The following is a 23,868-nucleotide window of genomic DNA, read 5'->3' as shown; positions in this document are numbered from 1 at the left end:
CAAAGGGTATTTCGTCTCCATTAAAACCTGCAACAAGCCTGGCTCCTGGCTTACTTCATAGATTCTGCGAATTGAAGAAGCTCGCGTTCTGTCAGCTCGCCGGAAATTGAAATTTTAATATTCTCTTGGTTGAGCCACTCTAGACTGTGCATGCCTTCCGGCAAAATAATGAGCACCGCCGGCTTGTCCAGTACGAAGATATCCTTAATCTCTCCCGCGTCTGTCGCCACCTCTGTCTTCAACGCACCCGACTGATCGCTCACAAGCCGTTGACTCAGCTTAATGATTCTCCCGGCCTCATTCACATACTCCAGATAAACATTCTTGTATTGATTGTCAGATTCGCGGAAAATTCTTACAATATCCAGATTGAAACCTTCGGGTACAATATCAGGCGTCAATATTGGGAAAGCCACCTTGGCCCTTGCTTCTTCCAATGTCGTTATTTCCGGTGCAGTTGGCTCCGTTTCGTATACTTCATCCGGTGGAGGCGGCGTTTTGGCATGTCCAGTATCTTCTTCCTTGTCAGGATCTTGAAAGAAGATCTGAATCACATGCTCCTTCGCTTCCTTGAACAGAGAGGTAAACCCTGCGTAGGTAACCGACATGTTGAGGTTCAAAGCAATATTAATGAACAACGAGACGACCACGATGGCGATGGATACCTTGGCGCGGTTCATCCATTTGATGCGTCTGCGTCTTTTGTGCAATTGCTGCTGCGCCTTCTGCCATGAACCAGCCGCCTCCGGAATCTCCACGTCATTGTATAAATTGCGAACCATCTCCTTGAGGTCTGCAGTTGGTTGCTCCACTTTATCTTGCTGCTCTACTTTATCTTTCATAACGATCAACCCATTTTCTTGAGAAGTATTGGAGCAGCTTTTTGCGTGCTCTGGCCAATCGCTGAGTAACTACCTGCTCCGAAAGCTGAAGCTCCCTGCAAATTTCATTATAGGATTTCTCCTCCACATAATAGAGCAGCAGCAGAATCCGGTAGTCTGGCGCCAGCTCGTTGATCGTTTGATGCAGCAGCTCGTCCCGAAGCCTGTTCTCTACCTCGGCGGCAACCCCCTGCTCATTCAAGCCCAACGTCTTATTCTGCTCTATGATATTCACAATGTCCAGATCTAGATTCTGACGATTCCTCTTATTCTTCCTTAACCAATCCATCGTCGTGTTACGCGTCACCTGCTTGATCCAGCCTTGAAGGTTGGAGGCATGCTTCACTTTAGGACATTGCACAACAACCTTGATAAAGGCTTCATGAATAATATCCTCTGTTGATGGGTGATCTCTAACTAGAAAATAAATATCTTTGTAAACAAATCGCCGGAAGGAGTGATAGATCATTTCTTGGGACTCGTTGTCCAAAGTTTCGATGTTGTTACGCAGCAAGTAAAACCACTGTTCCATATGAGTTGTACCCCAATCTTCTTCAATGATAAAGGGGCAGCGCAGTGGGCCCTATAGAATACATAGTGCTGAATCAACTGGTGTTTGCGGCCCGCCCAACTTTGGCATGAATTAAAAATTTTTAACTTTTTGCGTCAGATTTTTGATGGATGTTGCGTTATTTAAATATACCGCTTTTTCAAGATAAATGCTGCCTGGAATCGAATTCCTTTATATACAAGATTAACATAGGAAAATATTTAATGTCCAAGATTGACCAAATTTAAGATGAATTGCAACTAGAAGCGATAGAGGAACAGAGACCTGCCTTGCGGTTTCTTCCCCGTTCCTTTTCAATCTCACTTGGAAAGGAGCGCTTACGCACAGAGTTAGGCGGGATACAAATAATGACTTCTACCATGATTAAATTTCGAAATGTGTCCAAAACAATAGGAAACAAACAGGTGCTAGTGAGAATCCGGTTAACCGTGTCGCAAGGAAGCGTAGTTGGCATCATCGGCGCCAAAGGAGCCGGTAAAACCACTTTGTTGAGACTTGCTGCGGGTGTACTCTATCCTGATGCAGGCGAGGTATGGGTAACTGGGAAAAAGGTACACCCCGGCCTTCTGGGAGGACTGCCCTCAGGTATAGGCGCACTCATAGAGTCGCTCGCCTTCCTTCCACAGCTGTCAGGCTTGCGCAATTTGGCTATGCTTGCCAGAATCCGAAGAAGAATCAACACCAATTCCATACGGACCTCTATGCTTCGAATCGGATTGAATCCTGATAATCGCAATCCTGTATGGTCTTATTCGTTGGATATGCGTCAGCGATTGGGCATTGCCCAAGCTATTATGGAGGAGCCGAGCGTGCTGCTGCTCGACGAGCCTACCAATGGTCTTGATCAGGAAGGAAGACGCTTATTGGCAGATATTCTAGAAGAACAGACCAGAAGGGGGGCCTCTATTTTGCTCGTATCGGATAGACAGGCGGACATTAATCCGTTCTGCGATAAGCTATATTCGCTCGAAGAAGGCGTTCTGTTGCCGATTCGGCAAAGAAGAGAACACAAGTGGATCATAATGACGAATTCCGCAGAGGATTTAGAGCTGTTGAGCCTGAATATCCCCTCCTTTCAAAAAATCGGTTGGATGAATAACAATCTTGCCGGCACTTGCATGGGAGAGTGGGAAACGGACGAGGAGCTCTTCGCTTTCCTCGCTCTTAAAGGAATCTATTCGACAGCGATCAGAAAGGATCATTAATGCTTTTATTCGAACTTTATTATCGTCGGCAATCACGCTGGCTGGTCGTTTACAGCCTAATAACGATTCACTTTTTATTGATGGGACTCATGAGCAGCGGACTGGCAAGCATATGGCAATTTGTCATTTCAATTTTTACACAGCCGCTGGCAGCGATCGTTATTTTCCCCATTCTATTCATCATTATGTTTGCCGATCTCGTGTCTGCGAATGACAGTGATCGATTCACAGACTACACGTTAACCCGCTTCAAATCCAGGGTTGCATGGTTTCTTTCCAAGATTGGCGTATTGGCTGTATCCGCATTTCTATTTACTGCGATCAGTATAGCGATTGCCCTCCTCCTGGCGATTTGTATCGGATTTCCGATGGAGTCCATTTCGAGTGAGCATTCACTAGTGGGTAAACAGAGCATGCCGCTCTCTGATCTTCTGATGATCATCGTTGTTTATACCTGTACACTTGCAGCCTTCGGCACATTTGTCATCATGATTTCCTTATTTACGCGGTCTGCCAGAGCTGCTGGCTGGATAGGCGCTATTATGAGCCTGATCGGATATGGCTGCTGGATGGAGGAAAGCTTGCGAACCTACCTCAAATGGACGCCGACCAGCCAAATGCTCGTATCCCAATTGGCTGACAGCAACAGGGGAAGCCTGCTCACCATACAATGGTCTTTTACCTATAATTCGTTCCTATTCGTTCTATCTCTGCTCGTTTGTATTTCCATTATCAGGAAGGTTGATTTGTCGAAATCAGTGTGACATGCTTCATCCCATCTCCAGCTTGACCGTAATTTTTCTTTGCGCTCGCAGGACGTAGGTATACACGGATCCCTTGCTGATTCCGATCATCTCCGCGATCTGCGCCAGCGAGAAGCACTCCCCGTGCGCCATCATGTAGCATTCACGCTCGCGCACAGTCAGTCCCGATAACACCTTCCCGATTCGTGTCCGCTGATCCTCCGAGAGATTGGCAGGACTTCCGCCGGTGCTGGACTGTACGAAGGATTGCATCAATATCGGGTCCATCAGCTTCTCGCGCTGGTACGCAGCCCTGCGTTCAATACCGCGCCGATTGCCTGGGCGTCTTCCAGTCTGCATCCACTGCAGCGAATACTCGCAATCGCCGATCATATCGCCGACAATTCGCCGTTCTGCTCCATCTGTTACCAGCGTGCGCAGCGCCCGTAATGTTCGCCTTGTATCCTTGTAACAAACAATCATGTCCTCCATCATTCATCTCCCCCTTTCTCCCGACCGACTTCTTCCGCATCAAACTCGCCATCCCGGATCTCCTGCTGCAAATTCCGCAGCACCTCTGCAATTCGCTGTTCATCCTTGCCCTCCGCCAGCTCAATACAAACATCCAGATGATCACATAGCTTGTCCTTGTCTATTCGCTTCATATATTTGTTTCCTCCTAAAGTTTTGTGCGCTGCTTCTTGAATTTACTTCACCGCAAGCAGAAAACTGCCTCGTAAGCATATGCTTAGTTTTCTGTGGAACTTCTTGAATGAACTACATTGCAAGCAGAAAACTGCTTCGAAAGCATATGCTTAGTTTTCTGTGAAACTTCTTGAATGAACTACATTGCAAGCAGAAAACTGCCTCGTAAGCATATGCTTAGTTTCCTGTAGTTGTGCTAATAATATTTACAATATATAATGGACATAGTAAATATTATTAACATCACGCCTATGAAAAATCGGTTGATCTATACCGTGTACCCCAACAGCTTGAATGTAACATGTAAATAATATTTTCGTCAATAGTAAATAATCTTTACAATCAGAGGAGCGATTACCGTGCACATTGGAGCAAGAATTAAAGAGCTGCGAATGAAGAGAGGGTACACGCAGGATCAAATGGCCGAGCAGCTTGGGATGAACCGGGCTAACTTCTCCAATTACGAGAGAGATGTCGCAACACCGCCTGGAGAGACGTTGACCAAAATCGCCGACATGCTGGACACCTCCACCGATTATCTTCTGGGGCGCAAGGATCATGCCATTCCAGAATGGGCAACGGGCAAGGACAAACGCGACTTCAAGCGCATGCTCGAAGAGGACGGCGAGATTATGTTCGATGGCGTGCCTATGTCCGAGCGGGATCGCGAGCGGGTATTGGATGTATTGACAGGTCTTTTCTGGGACGCCAAGCAAATGAACAAACGCAAGAAAAAAAGCGACAGCATGGACGACTTCAAAAGCAATCAAAATCGATAGGGTGACGCCATGGATAAACTGATCGTAAAGCTGGTCCGCAAATTCCAGACCAATGACCCCTTTGTTATTGCCCAAGGCATCGGCATTCATATTCGGTATGCCGACTTGGGCGAACGAACTAGAGGACTTTATTATAAGAAGCTGCGAAGACGCTTCATCGTGATTCACGATCAGCTCTCTGACGATTGGAGCCGGTTCGTATGCGCGCATGAGCTCGGTCATGACAGGCTCCATCCCGGGTTCAGCCGATTCTGGCTGGACGAGCAATCCTTCTTCAATGTCGGCAAATTCGAGCGTCAAGCCAACAAGTTCGCCGCCCGTCTCCTGACCGCAGGCGACTCGCCCAAGAACGGCGAGGCCATTGCCGATATGCTTAGACGCAATGGCGTTCCAGAGGAAATGCAAACATTTTACTTCTAATTAGCAGGAGCTGAAGGATAATGAAGAACGAGATCATCAAACGTTTCACTGGTTATGTGCAAGTGGATACCCAATCCGATGACAGCAGTGATTCCTGTCCCTCCACACCTGGCCAGCTTACGCTTGGCCGCATGCTTGCAGACGAGCTGAGAGAAATTGGGATGGAAGACGTAACGATGGACGAGAACGGATATGTCATGGCTACTCTCCCCTCCAATACGGACAAGGCGGTTGCAACGATTGGTTTTCTCGCCCATATCGACACTGCGACCGACTTCACAGGAGCCGGCGTTAAGCCGCAGCTGGTAGACAATTATGACGGCAACGATATTATATTGAACGAAGCCGGTCCCATTGTGCTGTCGCCTCGGGAATTTCCTGAGCTTGCTGGCTATAAAGGACATACGCTCATTACAACTGACGGCACTACACTGCTGGGCGCCGACAATAAAGCAGGCATCACCGAGATCATGACCGCAATGGCTTATTTGCTTCAGCATCCGGAGATCAAGCACGGCAGGGTAAGAGTTGCCTTTACACCCGATGAAGAGATCGGAAGAGGACCGCATCGCTTCGATGTGAAGGCCTTCGGCGCTGAATATGCCTACACCATTGACGGAGGACCGCTTGGCGAGCTGCAATACGAGAGCTTCAATGCTGCGGCAGCCCGCATTACATGCCGTGGCACGAACGTCCATCCCGGCACGGCCAAGGGCAAAATGGTTCATTCCTCCAAGATTGCAATGGAATTGCATCGGCGTCTGCCTGCAGAGGAAGCGCCGGAGCTCACAGAGGGCTATGAGGGGTTCTTTCATCTGATTTCCATTCAAGGCCATGTAGAGGAAACGAAGCTTCATTATCTGATCCGGGATTTCGACCGTGAAGCGTTCAATGCCCGCAAAACCATGCTTACCACCATCATTGAAGAGCTGCAAGCCATCTATGGCAAAGATGCGATTGCGATGGAAATCAAGGATCAATATTTCAATATGCGGGAGAAAATTGAGCCGGTCAAAGAGATCGTCGAGATCGCTCACGAGGCGATGGTCAGCCTGGGTATTGAGCCGATTGTTCAGCCGATTCGCGGAGGAACGGACGGCTCTCAGCTCTCCTACATGGGATTGCCTACACCGAATATTTTCACCGGCGGGGAAAATTATCATGGCAAGTATGAGTATGTTTCGGTCGATAATATGATCCGCGCCACTAATGTTATTATTGAGATCGTCAAGCTGTCCGAACAAAGAGGGATCGCCGCCGACTAGTACTGAATAGCTGAAAATCTCCAACAGTTCCCAATCGGTGTGAAATGGGTAAGAAGAAGTAAATACTTCGGACCCTACCGGGAGGGATGCGAGATGATCACTGGACCAAAAAAAAGACCGCTCAACCTGACCGACAAACAGCGTGATGTGCTGGCAAGCCTTGTTAGACGTCGACTGACACCGCAACAAGTGGCGAAACGGGCGCGCGTCATTCTGGAATCTGAGCAAGGAATCAGCAATCTGCAAATCAGCAAACGAATTCCATTTGACCGCCCGCAGGTTGGTGTGTGGCCGCGAACGCTGAATCGACCAAAGCGAGCGTCTGGCGGCGATTGAAGCCGAGCAGCCCCGTGAGCTGGAAAGCGTCATCGTTGAAATACTCAGCGATGGGCCGAGGCCAGTGGTTGTTCAAATCGTCGCCATTGCGTGCGAAGATCCAAAAGAATCCGAGCGCCCGATCTCCCACTGGACACCGCGGTAGGTTCGAGATGAAGCCATCGCGCGGGGCATTGTCAAGACCATATCTGAGCGGCAGGTCGGTCGTTTTTTAAAATCAGGCGGATCTGAAACCGCATCGCACCAAGTCATGGCTGAATGCCTGTCCCCAAGATCCTGAACAATTCGCCGAACAGGTGTGTGTGGTCTGCCGTACCTACCAGTATGCGCCCATTCTACATAACGTCGGCGTACGCGTCGTCTGCATGGATGAAATGAGTGGGATTCAGGCGCTTGAACATCTTCATCCCACGCTGCCGACGAAGCCCGGACTGATCGAACGGCGCGAGTTTGAGTATGTCCGCCATGGCACTCAGTGTCTGATCGCAAATCTGGAGGTGGCCACGGGGCAGATCCTGATGCCGACCGTTGGCGATTCCCGCTCGGAGAAGGACTTTGCCGAGCATATGGAGCGGTTGATTACTCAAGACCCTGACGCCGAATGGGTTTTTGTAACGGACCAGCTCGATATCCATCGTTCCGAAAGTGTCGTCCGTCTCGTCGCTAAGCATTGCGGAATGGACGAGTCTGTGCTCGGCATCAAGCGAAAAGCAGGTGTCCTTAAATCGAAGGCGACCCGTTCTGCGTTTCTTACAGACCGAACCCACCGTATCCGATTCGTCTACACGCCCAAGCATTGCTCCTGGCTCAACCAAATCGAGATATGGTTCAGCATCTTGGTTCGCAGGCTAATCCAGAGAGGAAACTTCACTTCAAAACAGGACTTAAAGGAGCAGGTGCTCGCCTTTATCCGCTACTTCAATCGCACCATGGCCAAGCCGTTTAAGTGGACGTACGCTGGCAAGGTTTTGCAACGCTAATTGTTCGATGATTTACGCATTACAGTACTAGATGAATGGGAGCTCTCTCATAATCAAGTGAGAGCGTATCAGATGCAATACAAGAACAGCTCAAACAATCGGGTTTATTTTACAAATTCTAACAAAGTAACATTAGCTGAATGGCCAGTAACGTGCCGACCCCTGACGGGAAAAAGTATAATTTGGACAAAACATATATCGGCAATGCTGATATTTATGCTTCTTTGAATAAACCTTAAACAATAATCTTATCAGAGACAGCAAAATTAATTTAAGAGAAAGCTAGTTAAAGTTCTAAGTAATTAAGAACTTCAACTAGCTTTTATTTTTTATGATTTTACTAACGTATGGTGTTGGCCATTGAGATCAATTCGATAGTATCCCAACGACTGTAACCGCTCTTCCTGAGTCTCTCCAAGGCGATTCCAGCCATAGGTCGTTATGCCGCTTGAATCAATGGACCATTCGTAGGCCTTGCCATTCATGTCATAGCCGTAATAGAATCCCGGTTCGCCTACATACGTCACAGACCATTTTCCATTGCTCTGCGTTGCTTTTCTTAGGTTGCTTATTCCAGGAGGGTCCATTATGCCGTAATCGTACGTTGCCAAGTAGTAGACATCATCCTGGTAGGTTTTTACGTTCTTAATTTGTGCTTTGTCAATCGCTACCCTTGAGATCTCTTCGCCATTCACCCGATATAACATATATTCCTCTGTGGTGTCCCAAGCATGATTCACATAAAACTGGCTCGTCTCCGTTTTAAACCATATGTCTCCGAGTTTAGTTTCATTTGGTGTTTCAATATATTTTTTGTAGGCAAAAGGAATGAAACTAAGGGCGAATTTAGGTGAAAGGTCACTAATCCATAATTTTCCGTTTTCTTTAATGACGACCATATAACGATCGCTATAGACGACGGCTTTCCCTTGATATAGCAAATCCAAGACACGGGTCAGATTAAGATGTTCAATCGCTGTAGCGTTATGATCCCTTAAAACAATTAAGCTATAGGATTGATATTCTTTCTTTTGGAGATAGACCACTTTCTTGTTCAAAGCCTCGCCAATATCCCTCAGAGGAATGTACGTGACATTGTTTTGAATCCTTGTTACCACGTCCATCCTTTTGGTTTGACCGTTAATGGAAACATTCTTGCTCCCTAACTTTAGAGAAATGGTTTTACCGTTGTGAACAATGGTGATGGATTGATTTTTCGAATTGAAGTCCACCTTTGCCCCAAACCCCTCAGAAATAAAGCGAAGGGGCACCAATGTTCTGCCGTCTTTAAGAATAGGCTGAACGGCAGCTACCTGTTGCCCGTTGACAAACCCCTTAGCGCTTTCAGGTGAGAGAATCATACTGTTTTTCAAGTCGGCTTCAGTAACATCCTCATACGTATTTTGGAGACTTTCCGCATGGACCGCGTAACCAAAAGACAGAAACAATGCAAATGTAAATAAGGCAGTTACTAGTTTTCTCTTCATAACTACACCTCTCTGTATAATTGGATTCAATTACAAAATCGTCTTCTTTTTATTTTGAATATAGCTTCTAGCCTCCAATTTCGTTCGTTACCATCGGAAAGCCTCCAATCACCCGATTTTATTTTACGCTAAAGAAGTTCCTCGCCTTATCCACACGATCAAAAGTGATCTATTCAAATCGGTTTTTACAATCACTACTCCTTCCTGGAAGTGGACATTAGATTCCTATCTATATAGATAGCTCAACTACCCAAAAAGTTTCAAAAATTACATAAATAGATCTAGGCTCCAAGCTAACAGGAGCTTTTTTAATGCCCTAGAGCGCTAATGCTACGGGCTCTAAGGCGGCTGGGAAACGCCGCCGCCCAAGAGCCGGTACGCACCGCTGCGGGGTTACTCCGACCGATAACCAGAGCGCCTAAGCCGGCCAAAAACGGCCCGACCAAGGCGCTCTAGGTTCCTGGCCGTCGTTTAGCCCCCGCACGGAGCCTAAGAGCGGTGGGGGCGTTTCGAGGAAGGCAGGGCGCATCATCCGCGCTTCGCGGTGCTAGAGATCGTCGAGATCGCGCATGAGGCGATGGTCAGCCTCGGTATTGAGCCGATTGTTCAGCCGATTCGCGGAGGAACGGACGGCTCTCAGCTCTCCTACATGGGATTGCCTACACCGAATATTTTCACCGGCGGGGAAAATTATCATGGCAAGTATGAGTATGTTTCGGTCGATAATATGATCCGCGCCACTAATGTTATTATTGAGATCGTCAAGCTGTCCGAACAAAGAGGGGCCCCCGACTAGTTGGCCTTACCGCCGCCATGCAGCATCGCAACTGCCGTCTGCGCGATGTCCGCGGCAAAAGAAACGAACAGTGAAAAAGAGCATCTGACAATACAAATAATGGATAGAGGAGCAGACTACAGCTGCCCTTCTATCCATTACCCCTGTCTATCCATTCCGCATCTCATATTCACTTAGCAGCAATGAGAACACCGCAAGATCAACATACTTGCCCTTCTCAAACTCCAGCTGCCGCAATACGCCTTCCTTATGGAACCCCAACTTATCCATCAAGCGCATGGAAGCTCCATTCTCGGGCTCCACCCTTGCTTCTATACGATTCACCTTCATCAATGAGAAGCCGAAGGAAATGACGCGATCCGCAGCCTCTTTCATCAAACCTTGCCCCCAGAAGTCAGGCGACAGATCATAGCCGATCTCAATTCGATTATGTGTGTGATCAAAATTCAGAAAACCGCATGTTCCGATCACTTTCCCTGATTCCTTCTCTTCTATTAACCACCGCATACCCGTTCCCTCTGCAAAAATTCGCTGATGCCAATTCATCTCATCTATCGCCTCTTGGATATCTGCAAACGGCGCTAGCGGCATGTATGCTACAACAGATTCGCAGGAATACAGCTCAAAAATAGCCTGACAATCCTTCTTCTCCCCTTGCCGTAGAATAAGACGGTCCGTCTGCAGTCGGGGAAATTCCTTCAATGCGAACCTGGACTCCATACTGACAGCGACTCCTTTCTACTGCAAGCTTGAACTCCCTATTATCGTTGACTTCTGCCGACTCTCATCCCACCCGTTAGCTTCCCGTGCTGGAAAAAGCCTTCAGCCCCTTCTTCCAAAGCCAATACGCGATCACTACAGCAATAGTCGCTACCACTGGCGACAGCAGCCCGATCTTCTCAAAGTCCGCATTCTCGACGAACAGGGTCGCGGGATAGAATGCCGTGAAGCCGTATGGAATCAACCAGGTGAGTACGAATCTGACTCCCTTGCTGTAGATCGTCATTGGGTAACGCGTGAAATCGCTTAGCGTGAAGACCGCGCCCATAATCGGTATGCTGTCCACGATCCAGAAGGAAAGACTGGCGAAGAACAAATTAACCGCCATGAAGATCGCACCGCTGGACACGATCAGTAGAGCAAGCAGCAGCAGATCACCCATTCCCCATTCAATCGGCAGATTAACCATCGCCGTTATAAGGACAATTAAGCCGATTATCCCCTGCCCTAGCCCGTCAGCCTGCAATTTGTCAGCAAGAACATGGAATAACGGGTTAATGGGACGGACCAGCATCCGATCAAACTTGCCTGGTCGAATATAGTCCTGGCCCAGCAGCCATAAATTATCGAAGAAAGCGAATTCCAGCGCTCTTCCCGTTTGAGCAATACCGTAGATGAACAGAATTTGATAGAAGGTCCACCCATGAAGCGCTTCAATATGCTGAAATACAATGGCTACAAAAAAGATCGCCGTTCCTTGAATGAGCAGGACAGACAATATCCCGATCAGAAAATCGACGCGATATTCCATTTTGACCTTAACATGCATCTTGAAAAATTCCCAATATAATCTGGCATAACGATTTATCATTGCTCCGTATCTCCCCTTTACCCCCCGAAGATCGTCACTTTTCTTAATGCGAACGACCATAACAACCGTATTATTGTGTAGACCACGACTAGCCACGCCAACTGGAGCAGTATCGAAGTGTACACATCATTCCCTATAATTTGACCCGTATAGATCGCAACAGGAACATAGACAATAGACTGGAAAGGCAAAAATTCACTAACGGTTTGCAGCCACTCAGGAAACATGCTGATAGGGAGCAGCGCACCGGAGAAGAATAAGAAAACCGCATTGCGCAACACTCGCAGCCCCCAAATGTAGAACACCCAGAAAGCCAGAATTCCGATAATCATATCCAGTTGGGCTCCGAGGAATATCCCGATGATCGCACTGAGTATACTAAGCAGTCCCATCAGCCATGTATGCGGCAGGCTAATGCCTAAGAAGAGAAATGCAAGGATAAGGATCGGCAATGTATTGCGAATGGAATTCGTTATCTTCATCCCCAGATCGAGCGCTACAAGCTTATGCATAAGATCATAGGGGCGCATAAGTTCAATGGCAACATTCCCATCTCGCACTTGATTCGCAAGCTCATAGCCTACTCCCGCAGAATAATTGCTGAGCATTGCAGCAAGAATAACGTAGGTAAGCATCATATTCAGCGGCATGTTGGAAACCTCTACCCGATGATCATAGACCGCATTCCAGAAGGAATAGATAACAAACACTCTCAGCATCGTCGCGACAATTCCCGACCAGTACCATATAGAATAGGCAGAATCGAGCTTAATTTGCGATTTCATTAATTCCCAATATTTTCTCATCTGCGCTACACCCCTCGCTCATAGATCTCATGAACGATTGTTTCGATCTTAGGGTCGGCTATCGTTAAGTCCCGCACGCGGTACTCGGCAAGCACTGCAGAAATAACGTCAGCCGCATTCACATCCCCACTGGAGAAGGACAAGCCGATCTTACCCTCCTCTTCGCCCGCGATCACATCGGCTTTGCCCTGCAGAGCGTCGGGGAGGGAAAATTCTCCTTCAAGCTCCAATTCAAAATGAATGACCCGCTTCTGGCCAAACCGCTCTTTAATCGAGGCCAGACTGCCATCGTAGAGCACCTTGCCCTCATCTATAATAATGATGCGATTACAAATCTCTTCGATATCCTGCATATCATGCGTTGTCAGCAGCACGGTTGTTTGATGCAGCTTATTCATTTCCTTGATAAAAGCACGAATTCTCGTCTTAACAGCGACATCCAGCCCAATAGTGGGCTCATCCAGATAGACGATAGAAGGATTATGCAGGAATGCCGCTGCAAGCTCACAGCGCATCTTTTGCCCGAGTGACAGCTGCCTTACCGGCGTACCCAGCAATGGACCGAGATTCAATACCTCGGTGAACATGTCTAGCGTATCCTTATGCTGCTTGTCTGGAATTTGATAGATATGCTTGAGCAAGCTATAGGATTCCCGTACAGCAATATCCCAGAACAGCTGCGTTCGTTGTCCGAAAACAGCACCGATACGTTGGGCATTCTTCTTCCTCTGCTCGTAAGGAATGATGCCGTTTACCTTCACCTCGCCCGCGCTGGGCGTCAGAATCCCTGAAAGCATCTTGATCGTCGTCGATTTGCCGGCTCCGTTAGCGCCTATGTACCCGACTAGCTCGCCTTGGTTAATAGAGAAGTTAATATCATCAACCGCTCGCTTCACCGTGTAATCTCTGACGAAAAGCCCTTTGATTGCCCCTCTCAAGCCTGGACTCTTCTTCACAATCGTATACTCCTTGGTTAAACCACGCACTTCGATCATGCAACATCCCGCCCTTTAAAACTTTTGTATATATCTGTAATATTAATTACCCATTATGGACCTATATTTGCTATTTTTCAACAAATTTTTCTGAGAGAATTTGTTGCATGAATTTGCATACTCGATCCTATACAGCTAGATTTGAGCAGGAGACTAGCCTCAGGTGAATCTTTGGTCAGCTTGTAGGCGCATCAAGACAGGCAATAGGATTCATTGAATCCGAATAGTGCAGGGCATCGAGAAGAAACCCGCCAGCAATTTCTGCTGACGGGTTGTTCTCATTCTAAATATGGACCAGGACAATGTTTACTTACAGCTTTGCTCGTTTGAAGAAAACGACAATCAGACAAGCTATCAGGAGCAGAACCACTGCAATACCGGCAGTAATCGCTTCGCTTACACTGCCTTCGGGCTGCTGCTCACCTTGCCAGCCCGGGCCACCGCCCATGCCCGGACCGCCTCGCATGCCGCCAAATCCACCAGCCTCGCCCGGTCCACCTTGCCCCCCAGGCTGCATCTGCCAGCCTTGGCCCGGCTGCGCTTGCCCGCCCGGCTGCGCCTGCACGCCCGGCTGCGCTTGCACGCCCGGCTGCGCTTGCACGTCTGGCTGCGCCTGCACGCCCGGCTGCGCCTGCACGCCCGGCTGCGCTTGCCCGTCCGGCTGCGCTTGCCCGCCCGGCTGCGCCTGCACGCCCGGCTGCGCTTGCACGCCCGGCTGCGCTTGCACGTCTGGCTGCGCTTGCACGTCTGGCTGCGCCTGCACGCCCGGCTGCGCTTGCACGCCTGGCTGCGCCTGCACGCCCGGCTGCGCTTGCACGTCCGGCTGCGCTTGCTCGCCGTCCGCTGCTGGCGCGGCGTCCGGGCCTCCATCTGCGGCGAACGCGCCCCTAACCGGTCCTGCGTCCGCACCATCCCCAGCACCCGCTGCGGCCTCGGCTCCCTGCCGGCCGCCGAACTGCTGCATGCCTCCGCCACCCATGCCGCCGCCGCTGCCAGAGCCATCTCCAGCCGAAGGCGTCGTGCCATCCAGCTGTTTCCTGAACAGCTCCGCCTGCTGCGACACAAATGTCTTGAGCCCTTCAACGCCTTGCTCATACTGCGCGTAAGTGTAGAACGCTGTCGGGTCCTTTTCTACATAGGAAGAAATCATCGCCGCAATTTCTTGCACACGCGCTCCGAATGCCTCATCCGACAAATAGCCTTGCAGCATCTCCGTCATATACCCGTGATACTTCTCCTTATACGCATCGACTCCGAGCAGCTTCGCAATCAGAGGCCGTTCAGCCAATGCGCCTTGTGTCGGTTCGTCGATCAGAATACCCGTCCCGCCAAGCCCGCCGAACGCCATATTGTAATCCCATGGCAGAACGGAGAATATCCCGTCATCCTCATACAAATAATAATTGTGCTTGTTCTGTCCCAAGTAGCTGTCCATGTTCGCTGAAAGCGTATTAAGCGCAATGAATTTCAACGCTTCCTCCACATCCAGCACGCTCTCATAATCGGAGCCATTGTTCAGCTCGTCCAGCATCCCCAAAATGATATCATCGTTCGAGGAGGCTGATTTCAAATCGAGGCCCGTGTACGCGCTCATTCGCTCCAGCCACGACAGCTCGCTGCCGCTGCCGCCATTGGCTTTATACAGCGCCCCGTTCGAATTGCCAAAATTTCGCTCCAAGTATGCCTCTCCCACCTGCTCCACAGCAAGATAGAATCCCCGCAGCTCATCATTCACATACACATTGACAAAAGAATATTTGGGCGTTGGCAGCCCCATCTCTTCAGCAAGCTCATAAGCCAGAAACTCTCGCATGTAGGACGCATCGCTATAGTTGTTGTTCAGATTGATCTTCGTTATTCCGTTCAAGCTCTGTCCCGCGATATATTCGTCGAACGCCAGCTTAAAGCTGTATCGATCCGAATCGGAATTGATCACACTCCGCAAGCTCAGATTCCCCTTCGTCCTAACCGCAATATTATCAATCTGCTGACCATTGTAATTGACCGACGCTGTCTTATATTCCTCGTTGCCGGCGTTGTCCAGCATATCTTGATAATCAGCCGGATCGACCGTTATTCGTACATCTACAACCTTATCCTTGGGAAAAACCGTCTCATCAACAAGCTGCTCTTGTTCCGTGACTGCGGGCAACGCCACTTCTTCAGACTTTGCGCTGCCCGCTTCCTTGTCCGTCAGCATACAGCCGGTCAATCCCAAGATCAGACAGATGCAGAGAAGAACTAGAACGATAGCTGCTCTCTTTTTCATCCTGGGCCCCCTCCATCTCTAGGATACATAATCGCCGCTGTAGCTGATAAGCACAGCATTCCGAACACCGTCAAGCTCCGAGATTCCGTTCACGAATTGGCCTTCATTGTCGCGCAGCCGAATTTCCAGCGTTGTCTCGATATTGCCTTGGGTGACGGTTTTTTGCTTCACATTGTATCGCTTCACCATTTTGCCAACATGCTGTTGAACGGCCTGCTCGCACTTATCGCTATCGCAATTAATGACAAGCAGGTACGGCGTTTCGAAGGTCGAGCGTTTAATAAAGAAGAACATAATCAGGCCAATTGCAACAGAACCGACCATCGCAAGCGTATAAAAGCCCGCTCCCGCCACAATGCCCGCCGCCGCAGCCCAGAACAGAAAAATCAGATCCGTCGGGTCCTTGATCGGCGTCCTGAACCGGACAATCGAGAGCGCGCCGACCATGCCGAGCGACAGCACAAGATTGGAATTGACCGCAATAATAACCATTGCTGTAACCATCGTCATCCCGATTAGCGAAATATTGAAGCTTCGCGAATAAAGAACACCGCTGAACACCCTTTTGTACAGCACATAAATAAAGTAGCCGATCAGAAAAGCAATCCCGAGTGTAAGCAATATTTTCGTAATATCAATGTCGGATATAAAATTGTTCACCACCGATTTCTTTAATAAGTCGGCAAAATTTGTTGTTTCCGTTGTCGTCGTATCCATAGACTAATGATCCTCCCATGTGTTGAATTTCAGAAATTTGCGGCATATCACATACTTCGATGCAGACTGTCTGGTCAGCCCTTGAAGCTGGAGCGCCGTCTGGATATAGCCCGGCAGGTACTCGTCGTATTTCACCTCAAGAATGATCAGATTCTCATCGATCGCCCGCACCGAGTTCAATTCCTTGTTGAAAATATCTGTTGAATGAAGACCCGTCCGCAACTCCTTATCGAACGTAATTCGCACGTTGCCGTTGCGGCATACGTAAGGCTCGCGAACATAATCAACAATGACTTTGGGACGCAGAAAGTTATGCGTCATTTCATTGTAGAGCTCCATCATAAATGGCTTGTCCGGCTGACGGAGCACCTCATAATTCCCTGCAATAATGGCCTCGTACATATCGCGGGTCAGCGGCTCCTTCACCTTGGCGATGTAATCATTGCGCTTGATCTTCTTTTCGAAGTGAATGACATTGTCCTCCACGTTGTAGATGCGCACCCGATACTTCACACGGTCGCGAACCCCGCCCAATTTCTCATGAAGCGCCTTATTGCTAATGTCGTCGAAGTACAGGCTCCGAATATGGTACTCCCCTTTAGGTCCCGCATGTTTATCCCGACTCATCAGATTCCGCAGCCGATTGCTGATCAGATAGAATTGATGGTAGTTGATCAGAAATTTCAATTCATGACGGTACTTCAAATTGCTGTTCATTTCACACCTCTCTCTCTGTCAAACGGTTCATCCGTGTTCCAACCGCCGGTTATACATCTTATTGTAAAAAGCGTACATGAGCCCATCCTTAGCGATAACTGAATAGCCGCTGAATGTTTTACAATTCCTTAATATGAGGCTTATACTGACTGTACGAGGAAAGGGCCGTCATGCAGCGGAACACCGCGCAGCGCCGGGAGCTGCGCGCGGTGCGAAATTTGGCAGGGCGAGTATTTCAGCAGCTTTATGCAACGAGGAGGATTCTCATTTGAAGCGGAATGCATATAGAGACACCATCCATTTAACAGCGCTGCTCATTATGAGCATGATCGTCATGATCGGCTGCAATGACAGCATGGAGATAGACAACCCCGATTCTCCAGGGGCAGCCACTCAGCCCAAATCCATCGTCACCACAATAACCGGCGATGCGCGCACTAGCCGTTCATTCACCTGGCATACGGGGCCTGCGGCTTCAAGCGCAGTTATCCAGCTCGTAGAGGGAAGCTGGAAGGACGGACTGGACGAGAACAGCATGCTCACCGTGCAGGGCAGCACAACAACAATCGAGACGGCGGACAATGTTCAGCAGGGCGTTCACAAAGTCGAGGTAACAGGTCTGAAAGCCGGAACGGCCTATTCGTACCGAGTAGGCAGCGGAGAGGCGAACAGTTGGAGCGAGCCTGCGCAATTTCTAACCGAGCCTGCTGCGGCGGAGGCGTTCACCTTCCTTAATGTGACGGATTCGCAGGGTATTGTGGAGAGTGATTTCGAGCTGTGGGGACGGACATTGGATAAGGCCTTCGAGCAGCTTCCAGATGCCCGCTTCATTGTACATAACGGGGATTTGACGGAAAATCCTGAGGATGAGCTTGCATGGGATTATTTTTTCGACAAAGGACGGCGGTGGCTGACTCGTGTTCCGCTCATGCCGGTTACTGGCAATCATGAGGAAATCGATCATAAAGCGGATCGCTTCACATCGCACTTTCTAGTGCCTGATAACGGGGCAGACGGCTCTATTAAAGGCACAACCTATTCGTTCGATTACAGCAATGCACATTTCGTCGTATTGAATACAGAATCCAATATTGATGGGCAGACAGAATGGCTGCGGGAGGATCTCGCCGGGACGGATAAGCCGTGGATCATCGTCGCGATGCATCGCGGGGCATATGGCGGCAGCTCGTACAAGAAGATTAAGAAGTGGGTGGAGGTATTCGATGAATTCAAGGTAGACCTTGTGCTGCAAGGGCATAACCATGAATATTCGAGATCATTCCCGCTGCGGAATGGCGAGGTTGTCGGTGACGGAGAACGCGCCGTGACGGGCAAGGAGGGCACGGTGTATGTCGTAACCAATACGTCCGGACAGAAGTTCAATGAGAAGAAGGACGATAAATTCTATCATAAGGTCCATTTCCAGAATGGCCAGCAAATGTTCGCAGGCATTACCATTGACGGCGATTCCCTATTGTACAAAGCCTATAATGTGGCTGGAGAAGAGCTGGATCGCTTCGAGATCAAGCACTAACATGCGAAAGCCGCCCCCCTTGCGCCATCAAAGCAAGACAATCCACGGGGACGCGGGTCTGACGTTACACTCAATTGCATAAAAAACCAAAATTTTGAAACTAATTTCAAGCGCGACCGTATCTTATTGAGCATTAATAAAATAGGGATGGTGCATATGAAAAAAGTTGTTATGATCACAATGCTAGTTTGCTCTCTAACCGTAGGGTGTACGACATCCAATAACCATCAAAATTCGGTACCGAGCTCTGCCGCCCCGATACAGACTCAGCCGCCAGTCAGCTCAGAAGTTGAATCCTTCTCAGACAGAGTAGATGCCCTTCTGCACAAATTCGAATTCAGCGGTTCTGTATTGCTGGCTAAGAAAGGTAATATCTTAGTTCGTAAAGGATATGGGATGGCGAATCTGCAGAAGAAATCACCAAACACCCCAGACACCATTTTCCAAATCGGCTCCATCACCAAACAATTCACTGCGCTTGCCATCATGCAGCTTCAAGAGCAAGGAAAGCTGAATGTGAAAGACCCTATACATGAATATCTGCCTGATTATCCACATGGCGACGTAATCACGATCCACCATTTACTCACCCATACTTCCGGCATCCCGAATTTCACCACCTTTCCGGATTTTCTGGAGAGGATGGGGCAGCAGATGACGGTCGAACAGAGCTTGGACAAATTTAAAGACGAACCGCTGAATTTTGAGCCGGGAAGACATTTATATCATAGCAATTCAGGCTATATCGTACTAGGTGCCATCATTGAACGGGTCAGCAAGCAGACATACGAAAACTATATTCACGAGCATATTTTCAAACCACTTGGGATGAACGATTCAGGTTTACGGGATGGCGGTATAGCGGATAAACAATACGCGGTAGGTTATACCTACGGTCTTGATACGCCTTCCGAGGAGGCGCCGTTCGTCGCTATGAGTTCCTCCGGAGGGATCTATTCGACGATCGATGATCTGTACAAATGGGATCGGTCGCTCTATACGGAACAACTCATCAAGAAAACCTCGGCAGAGGCCATGTTTACACCTTTCAAAGCTAATTATGCCTACGGTTGGAGAGTCGAAGAAAGAAAAATGTATGCTCAGACCCCCGGACGATTTATTAACGGTTTCGTCGGATATCTCATGCATAACGCGCTGGATGACATGACCGTCATTGTGCTGAGCAACAAGGACAGTGTCGAGATTGACAGAATAGGGGATACACTTGGAAAGATGCTTGAGCTTGAGAATCCATGAGGACAGCTTTCGGAGCTTCAGCATCCCCTTACTGAATTCACAAGCGGCTCGAAGCCGCCGCTAATACGGCATTCCACAACATCCCCATCACGAATGATGACTGATCCCGGCGTTCCTGTAAGGATGACATCACCCGGGAGCAGGGTCATCACCTGAGAATGGAAAGCAACGATATACCAGGGCTGATAACGCATATGAGCAATCACATTGCGATGGCAGACTGCGCCATTCAGCACCGTCTCTACCGACAGCGCCAGCACATCCTCGATTTCGTCCGCTGTTATGAAATGCGGGCCGAAGCTAAAAAACGTATCGAAGCTCTTCGCCCTCGTCAGAAACCGCTGATTCTTCGCATGAATATCCGCTGCGGTCATATCCAATGAAGTCGTGAACCCTGCAACGGCATCCCGCGCCTCGGCCTCAGTCACATTCCGGCACTCACGTCCAATAATGATGGCAAGCTCCGCTTCTGCAGTCGGCTCCTGCGACTGACGCGGAAGCTGGATCGCCTCGCCGCTGCCGATAATAGTCGTGTCCGGCTTCATGAAGCTTACCGGCTCAGCATCTGCCGGAATGAACGCCAGCTCTGAAGCGTTCTTCACATAATTCATGCCGATTCCCCATATTTTGCGAGGATGACGATATAACGGCGCATATTGCGCTTCCGCTAGAGGAACGGAGGCCATTCCTGCCAACAGCTCTCGGCCCCCGTTGCGATACCACTCCTTGATCGCATCCAATTGCCCCAGCCGTATCAGCTCAAGCATACTGCTGCTCCACTGCATGTTCATCGCAGCGTTGATCGTGTCGATCAGAATATAGGAGGATGACTCAATAATAGCCGCCAGCTCTGCGCTGCCTTGTCTAATTGTTGCCAGCTTCATAGTAAATGCGCTCCCTACCGACTAACGTTTTCTTAATTCAGAAATTTCAAACCTGCTTAGCTCTACAAAGGCTTTAGCCAAAAAGTCGGTGATCCGCTCTTGAATGAGAACTCCCTTATCGGCTGTAGCCTTCGTTGCATCTCCGGCTACACCGCTTTCCGAGATATCGCTCATCACCCAAGCGAACCGCACTCTCCCCTCCAGCGTTAGCTGTTCATATTGCGAGAGATCCACCATTTCCGATACAGCGAGCTCATCATGCACCCATCCCGGCTTGATTGCCTTCACAATGGATGTTTCGTAGTCCCCGCCGTGAATGCCGTACTCGATTTCCTCAGCGGTCATTAGATCATTAGCCATGTCCAAGCTATGCGGCGCCAAATAAAACACCATCAGCCCCGTAGCAATACGCACCTCGCGCGCAATAACATTGAGCATATCCATATTGCCGCCATGCGTATTGAATAGCAGCAGCCTTCTAAATCCGCTCCGCTGCAAGCTTGCAGCAACATCCATGACGATACTTTGCAAGGTTGCAGCCGATAATGCAATTGTACCTGCAAACCCGAGATGCTCATTGCTTTTGCCATATGCGATGGGAGGCAGCATCCAGATCTGCTCACTGGAATCTATTTTCTCAAACGTCTGCGTCAGGGTCGCCTCCCCGATAAGCGCGTCCGTCATGACGGGCAGATGATAGCCATGCTGCTCCACCGCGCCCAATGACAGGATGCAAAGCGCGTTCTCCTTAGGCAGCTCGCCAATCTGCTTGCTCGTCAGCCTGGGCAGAAATTTATCCTCCCATGCCCTTCCCTCATATCTGCTAAACATAACAGCACCCTCTTCTCCCTAATTCCGCCACACATACCATAGCAGCTATCATTGCCATCGCAGCCGTTCACTCCGCATTACGCCCTTGAACTTTCTCCTGCCGCTTGTCTCTCCGACAGCTCGTACACTAACTCAAGCAGCGGAATATCGCAGCCACGCCCTGCAATAATAGACAGTCCGACCGGCAGGCCATTCACACGGCAAATCGGCAGCGTCACTTGCGGCAGTCCAGCCAGACCTGCAATACAGCATAGTTGCAGCGTTCTCATTCTTGTCTGCTCCAGCTGCTCGGACGGCAAATTCAATAGTGGAGCGGGACCCGGAGCGGTTGGCATCACAAGCAGCGAGCCGTCCCCCAGCAATTGCTGCATATTCCCATGTATCCGTTCACGAGCCTCCTCCAGCACAGCCTCTTGCCCGCTTCCATCCAGTGTCTTCGTCCAAGCAAACCGCTCTGCAATACCGGGACCGAAATTGGGCTTGCACGATTCAATCCATTCCCCATGCGACCGCCATATCTCTAGTCCTTGCAGAACACGGAACGTATTCATCCATTCCGAATATCCGGCCTCCTGCAGCACGAGCCGCTCAACAGGACCGACATACTGCGCTATATTTGCAACTGATCCTTGCAGCGCCTCGCTGCAATCCGGCTCCGCCAAGCTCCATATATCCTCCGCATGCAGGATGCGCTTGAACCGCTTCACAGGCGAATCCGAATCCCCACCGATCAGCACCTTGCCGACAGCCAGCAGGTCCTCTGCTTCCCTGGCCATCCAGCCAACCGTGTCAAAGCTGGGCGCAAGCGGAATCAGTCCCTCCGTATCCACTGCGCCATGCGTCGGACGAAAACCGTAGATGCCGCAATATGAGGACGGGATGCGAACAGAGCCGCCAGTATCTGTACCGATTGCAAAATCCGCTTCGCCCGCTGCAACAGCTGCTGCCGAGCCGCTTGACGAGCCTCCGGGGATGCGTCCCGGCGCATTCGGATTAATCGGCGTGCCATAATGATAGTTCTCGCCGTTCAAGCTGTACATCAGCTCATCGGTATGCGTTGCCCCGCATAGCTTGGCGCCTCCTTGGAGCAGCAGCTCGACAGCCTTCGCTGTAGCAGTTGCAGCTTCATGGGTATTCAGCCAATCGGGATTGCCCGCTGCATTCCGATGCCCTTGCACAGCGAACACATCCTTCATGGCAAAAGCAAGACCGTTCAGAGGACCGCTGCCTAGCGGCCCCATAGTCAGCGACTTATCCATGTAAGCATGGTAACGGTCCTCCATCTCCTCACCCCTTATGCAAGAGAACCTTCAAGTCCTCTTCGTCCAGACTACTCTGCGACCCGGAGAGAATCAGCTTGGAGAACTTCTCGTCCGGGATCATCGTTGTGAATACATACAAGCGGCCCTCGCCAGTATTCTCGATCTTATGCGAATGCTTAGGCGGCACAACCAGATGCGCCCCCGTCTCAATAGGAATCACTTGATCGCCAATCGTCGCAACACCACTTCCCGCAATGACATAGAAATGCTCGAATGCTTCCTCATGCGTGTTGGGCGGCGTCTTGCCGTCAACGTCGAAGATTTCAATACAGTTCATGAAGGGATAAAATTCCCCATTGCTAAGAATGACGAACTTGTTGCTGTCGGCCTCCGATATTTTGTGAACAGGGCAATCCTTCAACATGGCGGCGAATGGTTTGTAAATATCCATATGGTCAGCTTCCTCTCGATGTTAGGTGAAGTACGATAAATCAGCGCGGAAAGGGCTAGGCCGCCACTCTGCCGCTCACTGTGCCAAGCAATAAGACGTTTTTTTCGTCTTACAGCTGGAGAGATTTTAGTTTGCGGCGCTGTAAGCAGGTTTTTCCGTTTTAAAATGGTAAGGTGAGCGGCTAGATTGGTTATGTTGGAGCGATAACACGATTTTTCCTGCTTACAGCTCCCCTTCGTGCTGCTCTTCCTTGCTTTAACACGGAATTTGCAATTAGAATAAAAAGTGGACACCTCGTAACGTTGGACAGATAATAATCCTAATAAAAGGTGAGGTGTTCACAATGGGGAAAACGAGGCAGCATTATAACGACGAGTTTAAATTGC

Annotated in this window: 25 protein-coding genes and 1 pseudogene; 10 read left to right on the top strand and 16 right to left on the bottom strand. The window is 49.5% G+C overall.

What is annotated here, in order from left to right; genetic code table 11:
• Positions 1-50 precede the first annotated feature (50 nt).
• The gene (locus L6H65_RS17215; RefSeq protein WP_236343861.1) at positions 51-842 is read right to left on the bottom strand and encodes a DUF4367 domain-containing protein; all 792 of its coding nucleotides are present in this window, start codon (positions 840-842) and stop codon (positions 51-53) included.
• The gene (locus L6H65_RS17210) at positions 832-1,413 is read right to left on the bottom strand and encodes an RNA polymerase sigma factor (protein ID WP_236343859.1); all 582 of its coding nucleotides are present in this window, start codon (positions 1,411-1,413) and stop codon (positions 832-834) included. Before L6H65_RS17210 ends, L6H65_RS17215 begins: the two co-directional genes overlap by 11 nt.
• 443 nt (positions 1,414-1,856) lie before the next feature.
• On the opposite strand from L6H65_RS17210, the gene L6H65_RS17205 reads away from it, so the two are divergent.
• Positions 1,857-2,657 (top strand): ATP-binding cassette domain-containing protein, encoded by an 801-nt coding sequence (locus L6H65_RS17205; RefSeq protein WP_236343857.1) that lies wholly within the window; start codon positions 1,857-1,859, stop codon positions 2,655-2,657.
• Positions 2,657-3,421 (top strand): DUF2705 family protein, encoded by a 765-nt coding sequence (locus tag L6H65_RS17200; RefSeq protein WP_236343856.1) that lies wholly within the window; start codon positions 2,657-2,659, stop codon positions 3,419-3,421. The genes L6H65_RS17205 and L6H65_RS17200 overlap by 1 nt, the downstream gene beginning before the upstream one ends.
• A gap of 6 nt (positions 3,422-3,427) precedes the next feature.
• On the opposite strand, the gene L6H65_RS17195 is transcribed toward L6H65_RS17200, so the two are convergent.
• On the bottom strand, positions 3,428-3,895 hold the full coding sequence (locus L6H65_RS17195) for a sigma factor-like helix-turn-helix DNA-binding protein (protein WP_236343854.1): 468 nt from the start codon (positions 3,893-3,895) through the stop codon (positions 3,428-3,430).
• Positions 3,892-4,065: a hypothetical protein gene (locus L6H65_RS17190; protein ID WP_236343853.1), complete on the bottom strand. Its 174-nt coding sequence runs from the start codon at positions 4,063-4,065 to the stop codon at positions 3,892-3,894. The genes L6H65_RS17195 and L6H65_RS17190 overlap by 4 nt, the downstream gene beginning before the upstream one ends.
• Before the next feature lie 399 nt (positions 4,066-4,464).
• On the opposite strand from L6H65_RS17190, the gene L6H65_RS17185 reads away from it, so the two are divergent.
• The 5 genes from L6H65_RS17185 to L6H65_RS17165 all read left to right on the top strand — a co-directional run bounded on the left by L6H65_RS17185 (position 4,465) and on the right by L6H65_RS17165 (position 7,885).
• On the top strand, positions 4,465-4,884 hold the full coding sequence (locus tag L6H65_RS17185; protein WP_236343851.1) for a helix-turn-helix domain-containing protein: 420 nt from the start codon (positions 4,465-4,467) through the stop codon (positions 4,882-4,884).
• 9 nt (positions 4,885-4,893) lie between these two features.
• Positions 4,894-5,304, top strand: coding sequence for an ImmA/IrrE family metallo-endopeptidase (locus L6H65_RS17180; protein ID WP_236343850.1), 411 nt, complete (start codon positions 4,894-4,896; stop codon positions 5,302-5,304).
• A 20-nt stretch (positions 5,305-5,324) separates the two neighbouring features.
• Positions 5,325-6,569, top strand: a complete 1,245-nt coding sequence (pepT, locus tag L6H65_RS17175) for a peptidase T (protein ID WP_236343849.1) — start codon at positions 5,325-5,327, stop codon at positions 6,567-6,569.
• 93 nt (positions 6,570-6,662) lie between these two features.
• The gene (locus L6H65_RS17170; RefSeq protein WP_236343847.1) at positions 6,663-6,905 is read left to right on the top strand and encodes a hypothetical protein; all 243 of its coding nucleotides are present in this window, start codon (positions 6,663-6,665) and stop codon (positions 6,903-6,905) included.
• A gap of 365 nt (positions 6,906-7,270) precedes the next feature.
• Entirely contained in the window at positions 7,271-7,885 is a 615-nt protein-coding gene (locus L6H65_RS17165; RefSeq protein ID WP_236343846.1) for a transposase, read from the top strand.
• A gap of 329 nt (positions 7,886-8,214) precedes the next feature.
• On the opposite strand, the gene L6H65_RS17160 is transcribed toward L6H65_RS17165, so the two are convergent.
• Complete coding sequence (locus tag L6H65_RS17160) at positions 8,215-9,372, bottom strand: copper amine oxidase N-terminal domain-containing protein (RefSeq protein WP_236343844.1); 1,158 nt, start codon at positions 9,370-9,372, stop codon at positions 8,215-8,217.
• 544 nt (positions 9,373-9,916) lie between these two features.
• Between L6H65_RS17160 and L6H65_RS17155 the strand changes: the two are divergent.
• A pseudogene (locus L6H65_RS17155) lies at positions 9,917-10,168 on the top strand (M20/M25/M40 family metallo-hydrolase); the annotation flags it as partial.
• Positions 10,169-10,315: 147 nt separating this feature from the next.
• On the opposite strand, the gene L6H65_RS17150 reads toward L6H65_RS17155, so the two are convergent.
• From L6H65_RS17150 to L6H65_RS17115, 7 genes are all read right to left on the bottom strand, one after another.
• Positions 10,316-10,888: a GNAT family N-acetyltransferase gene (locus L6H65_RS17150; RefSeq protein ID WP_236343843.1), complete on the bottom strand. Its 573-nt coding sequence runs from the start codon at positions 10,886-10,888 to the stop codon at positions 10,316-10,318.
• A gap of 76 nt (positions 10,889-10,964) precedes the next feature.
• Positions 10,965-11,759: an ABC transporter permease gene (locus L6H65_RS17145; protein WP_236343842.1), complete on the bottom strand. Its 795-nt coding sequence runs from the start codon at positions 11,757-11,759 to the stop codon at positions 10,965-10,967.
• Positions 11,760-11,776: 17 nt separating this feature from the next.
• Positions 11,777-12,565: an ABC transporter permease gene (locus L6H65_RS17140; RefSeq protein ID WP_236343840.1), complete on the bottom strand. Its 789-nt coding sequence runs from the start codon at positions 12,563-12,565 to the stop codon at positions 11,777-11,779.
• 5 nt (positions 12,566-12,570) lie between these two features.
• Positions 12,571-13,560: an ABC transporter ATP-binding protein gene (locus tag L6H65_RS17135; protein ID WP_236343838.1), complete on the bottom strand. Its 990-nt coding sequence runs from the start codon at positions 13,558-13,560 to the stop codon at positions 12,571-12,573.
• Between the two features lie 310 nt (positions 13,561-13,870).
• Positions 13,871-15,829 (bottom strand): CotH kinase family protein, encoded by a 1,959-nt coding sequence (locus L6H65_RS26620; RefSeq protein ID WP_290370445.1) that lies wholly within the window; start codon positions 15,827-15,829, stop codon positions 13,871-13,873.
• Positions 15,830-15,847: 18 nt separating this feature from the next.
• On the bottom strand, positions 15,848-16,546 hold the full coding sequence (locus L6H65_RS17120; RefSeq protein ID WP_236343837.1) for a DUF4956 domain-containing protein: 699 nt from the start codon (positions 16,544-16,546) through the stop codon (positions 15,848-15,850).
• Positions 16,547-16,549: 3 nt separating this feature from the next.
• On the bottom strand, positions 16,550-17,263 hold the full coding sequence (locus L6H65_RS17115) for a polyphosphate polymerase domain-containing protein (protein WP_236343836.1): 714 nt from the start codon (positions 17,261-17,263) through the stop codon (positions 16,550-16,552).
• Between the two features lie 268 nt (positions 17,264-17,531).
• On the opposite strand from L6H65_RS17115, the gene L6H65_RS17110 reads away from it, so the two are divergent.
• Complete coding sequence (locus tag L6H65_RS17110) at positions 17,532-18,797, top strand: purple acid phosphatase family protein (protein WP_236343835.1); 1,266 nt, start codon at positions 17,532-17,534, stop codon at positions 18,795-18,797.
• A gap of 156 nt (positions 18,798-18,953) precedes the next feature.
• Positions 18,954-20,054, top strand: a complete 1,101-nt coding sequence (locus L6H65_RS17105; protein ID WP_236343833.1) for a serine hydrolase domain-containing protein — start codon at positions 18,954-18,956, stop codon at positions 20,052-20,054.
• A gap of 17 nt (positions 20,055-20,071) precedes the next feature.
• Here the strand turns inward: L6H65_RS17105 and L6H65_RS17100 are convergent, their stop codons facing one another.
• The 4 genes from L6H65_RS17100 to L6H65_RS17085 form a co-directional block, all read right to left on the bottom strand.
• Positions 20,072-20,938: a fumarylacetoacetate hydrolase family protein gene (locus L6H65_RS17100; RefSeq protein WP_236343832.1), complete on the bottom strand. Its 867-nt coding sequence runs from the start codon at positions 20,936-20,938 to the stop codon at positions 20,072-20,074.
• Between the two features lie 21 nt (positions 20,939-20,959).
• The gene (locus L6H65_RS17095) at positions 20,960-21,769 is read right to left on the bottom strand and encodes a creatininase family protein (RefSeq protein WP_236343831.1); all 810 of its coding nucleotides are present in this window, start codon (positions 21,767-21,769) and stop codon (positions 20,960-20,962) included.
• 77 nt (positions 21,770-21,846) lie between these two features.
• Entirely contained in the window at positions 21,847-23,052 is a 1,206-nt protein-coding gene (locus L6H65_RS17090; protein WP_236343829.1) for an amidase, read from the bottom strand.
• A gap of 4 nt (positions 23,053-23,056) precedes the next feature.
• A complete protein-coding gene (locus L6H65_RS17085; protein ID WP_236343827.1) occupies positions 23,057-23,482 on the bottom strand; it encodes a cupin domain-containing protein in 426 nt (141 codons plus the stop codon).
• Positions 23,483-23,868 lie beyond the last annotated feature (386 nt).

Source organism: Paenibacillus plantiphilus (assembly GCF_927798095.1).
Taxonomy (GTDB): Bacteria; Bacillota; Bacilli; order Paenibacillales; family Paenibacillaceae; genus Paenibacillus_Z; species Paenibacillus_Z plantiphilus.
The sequence above is the reverse complement of the archived record's forward strand: the minus strand, read 5'-3'. Positions and strand labels throughout refer to the sequence as shown.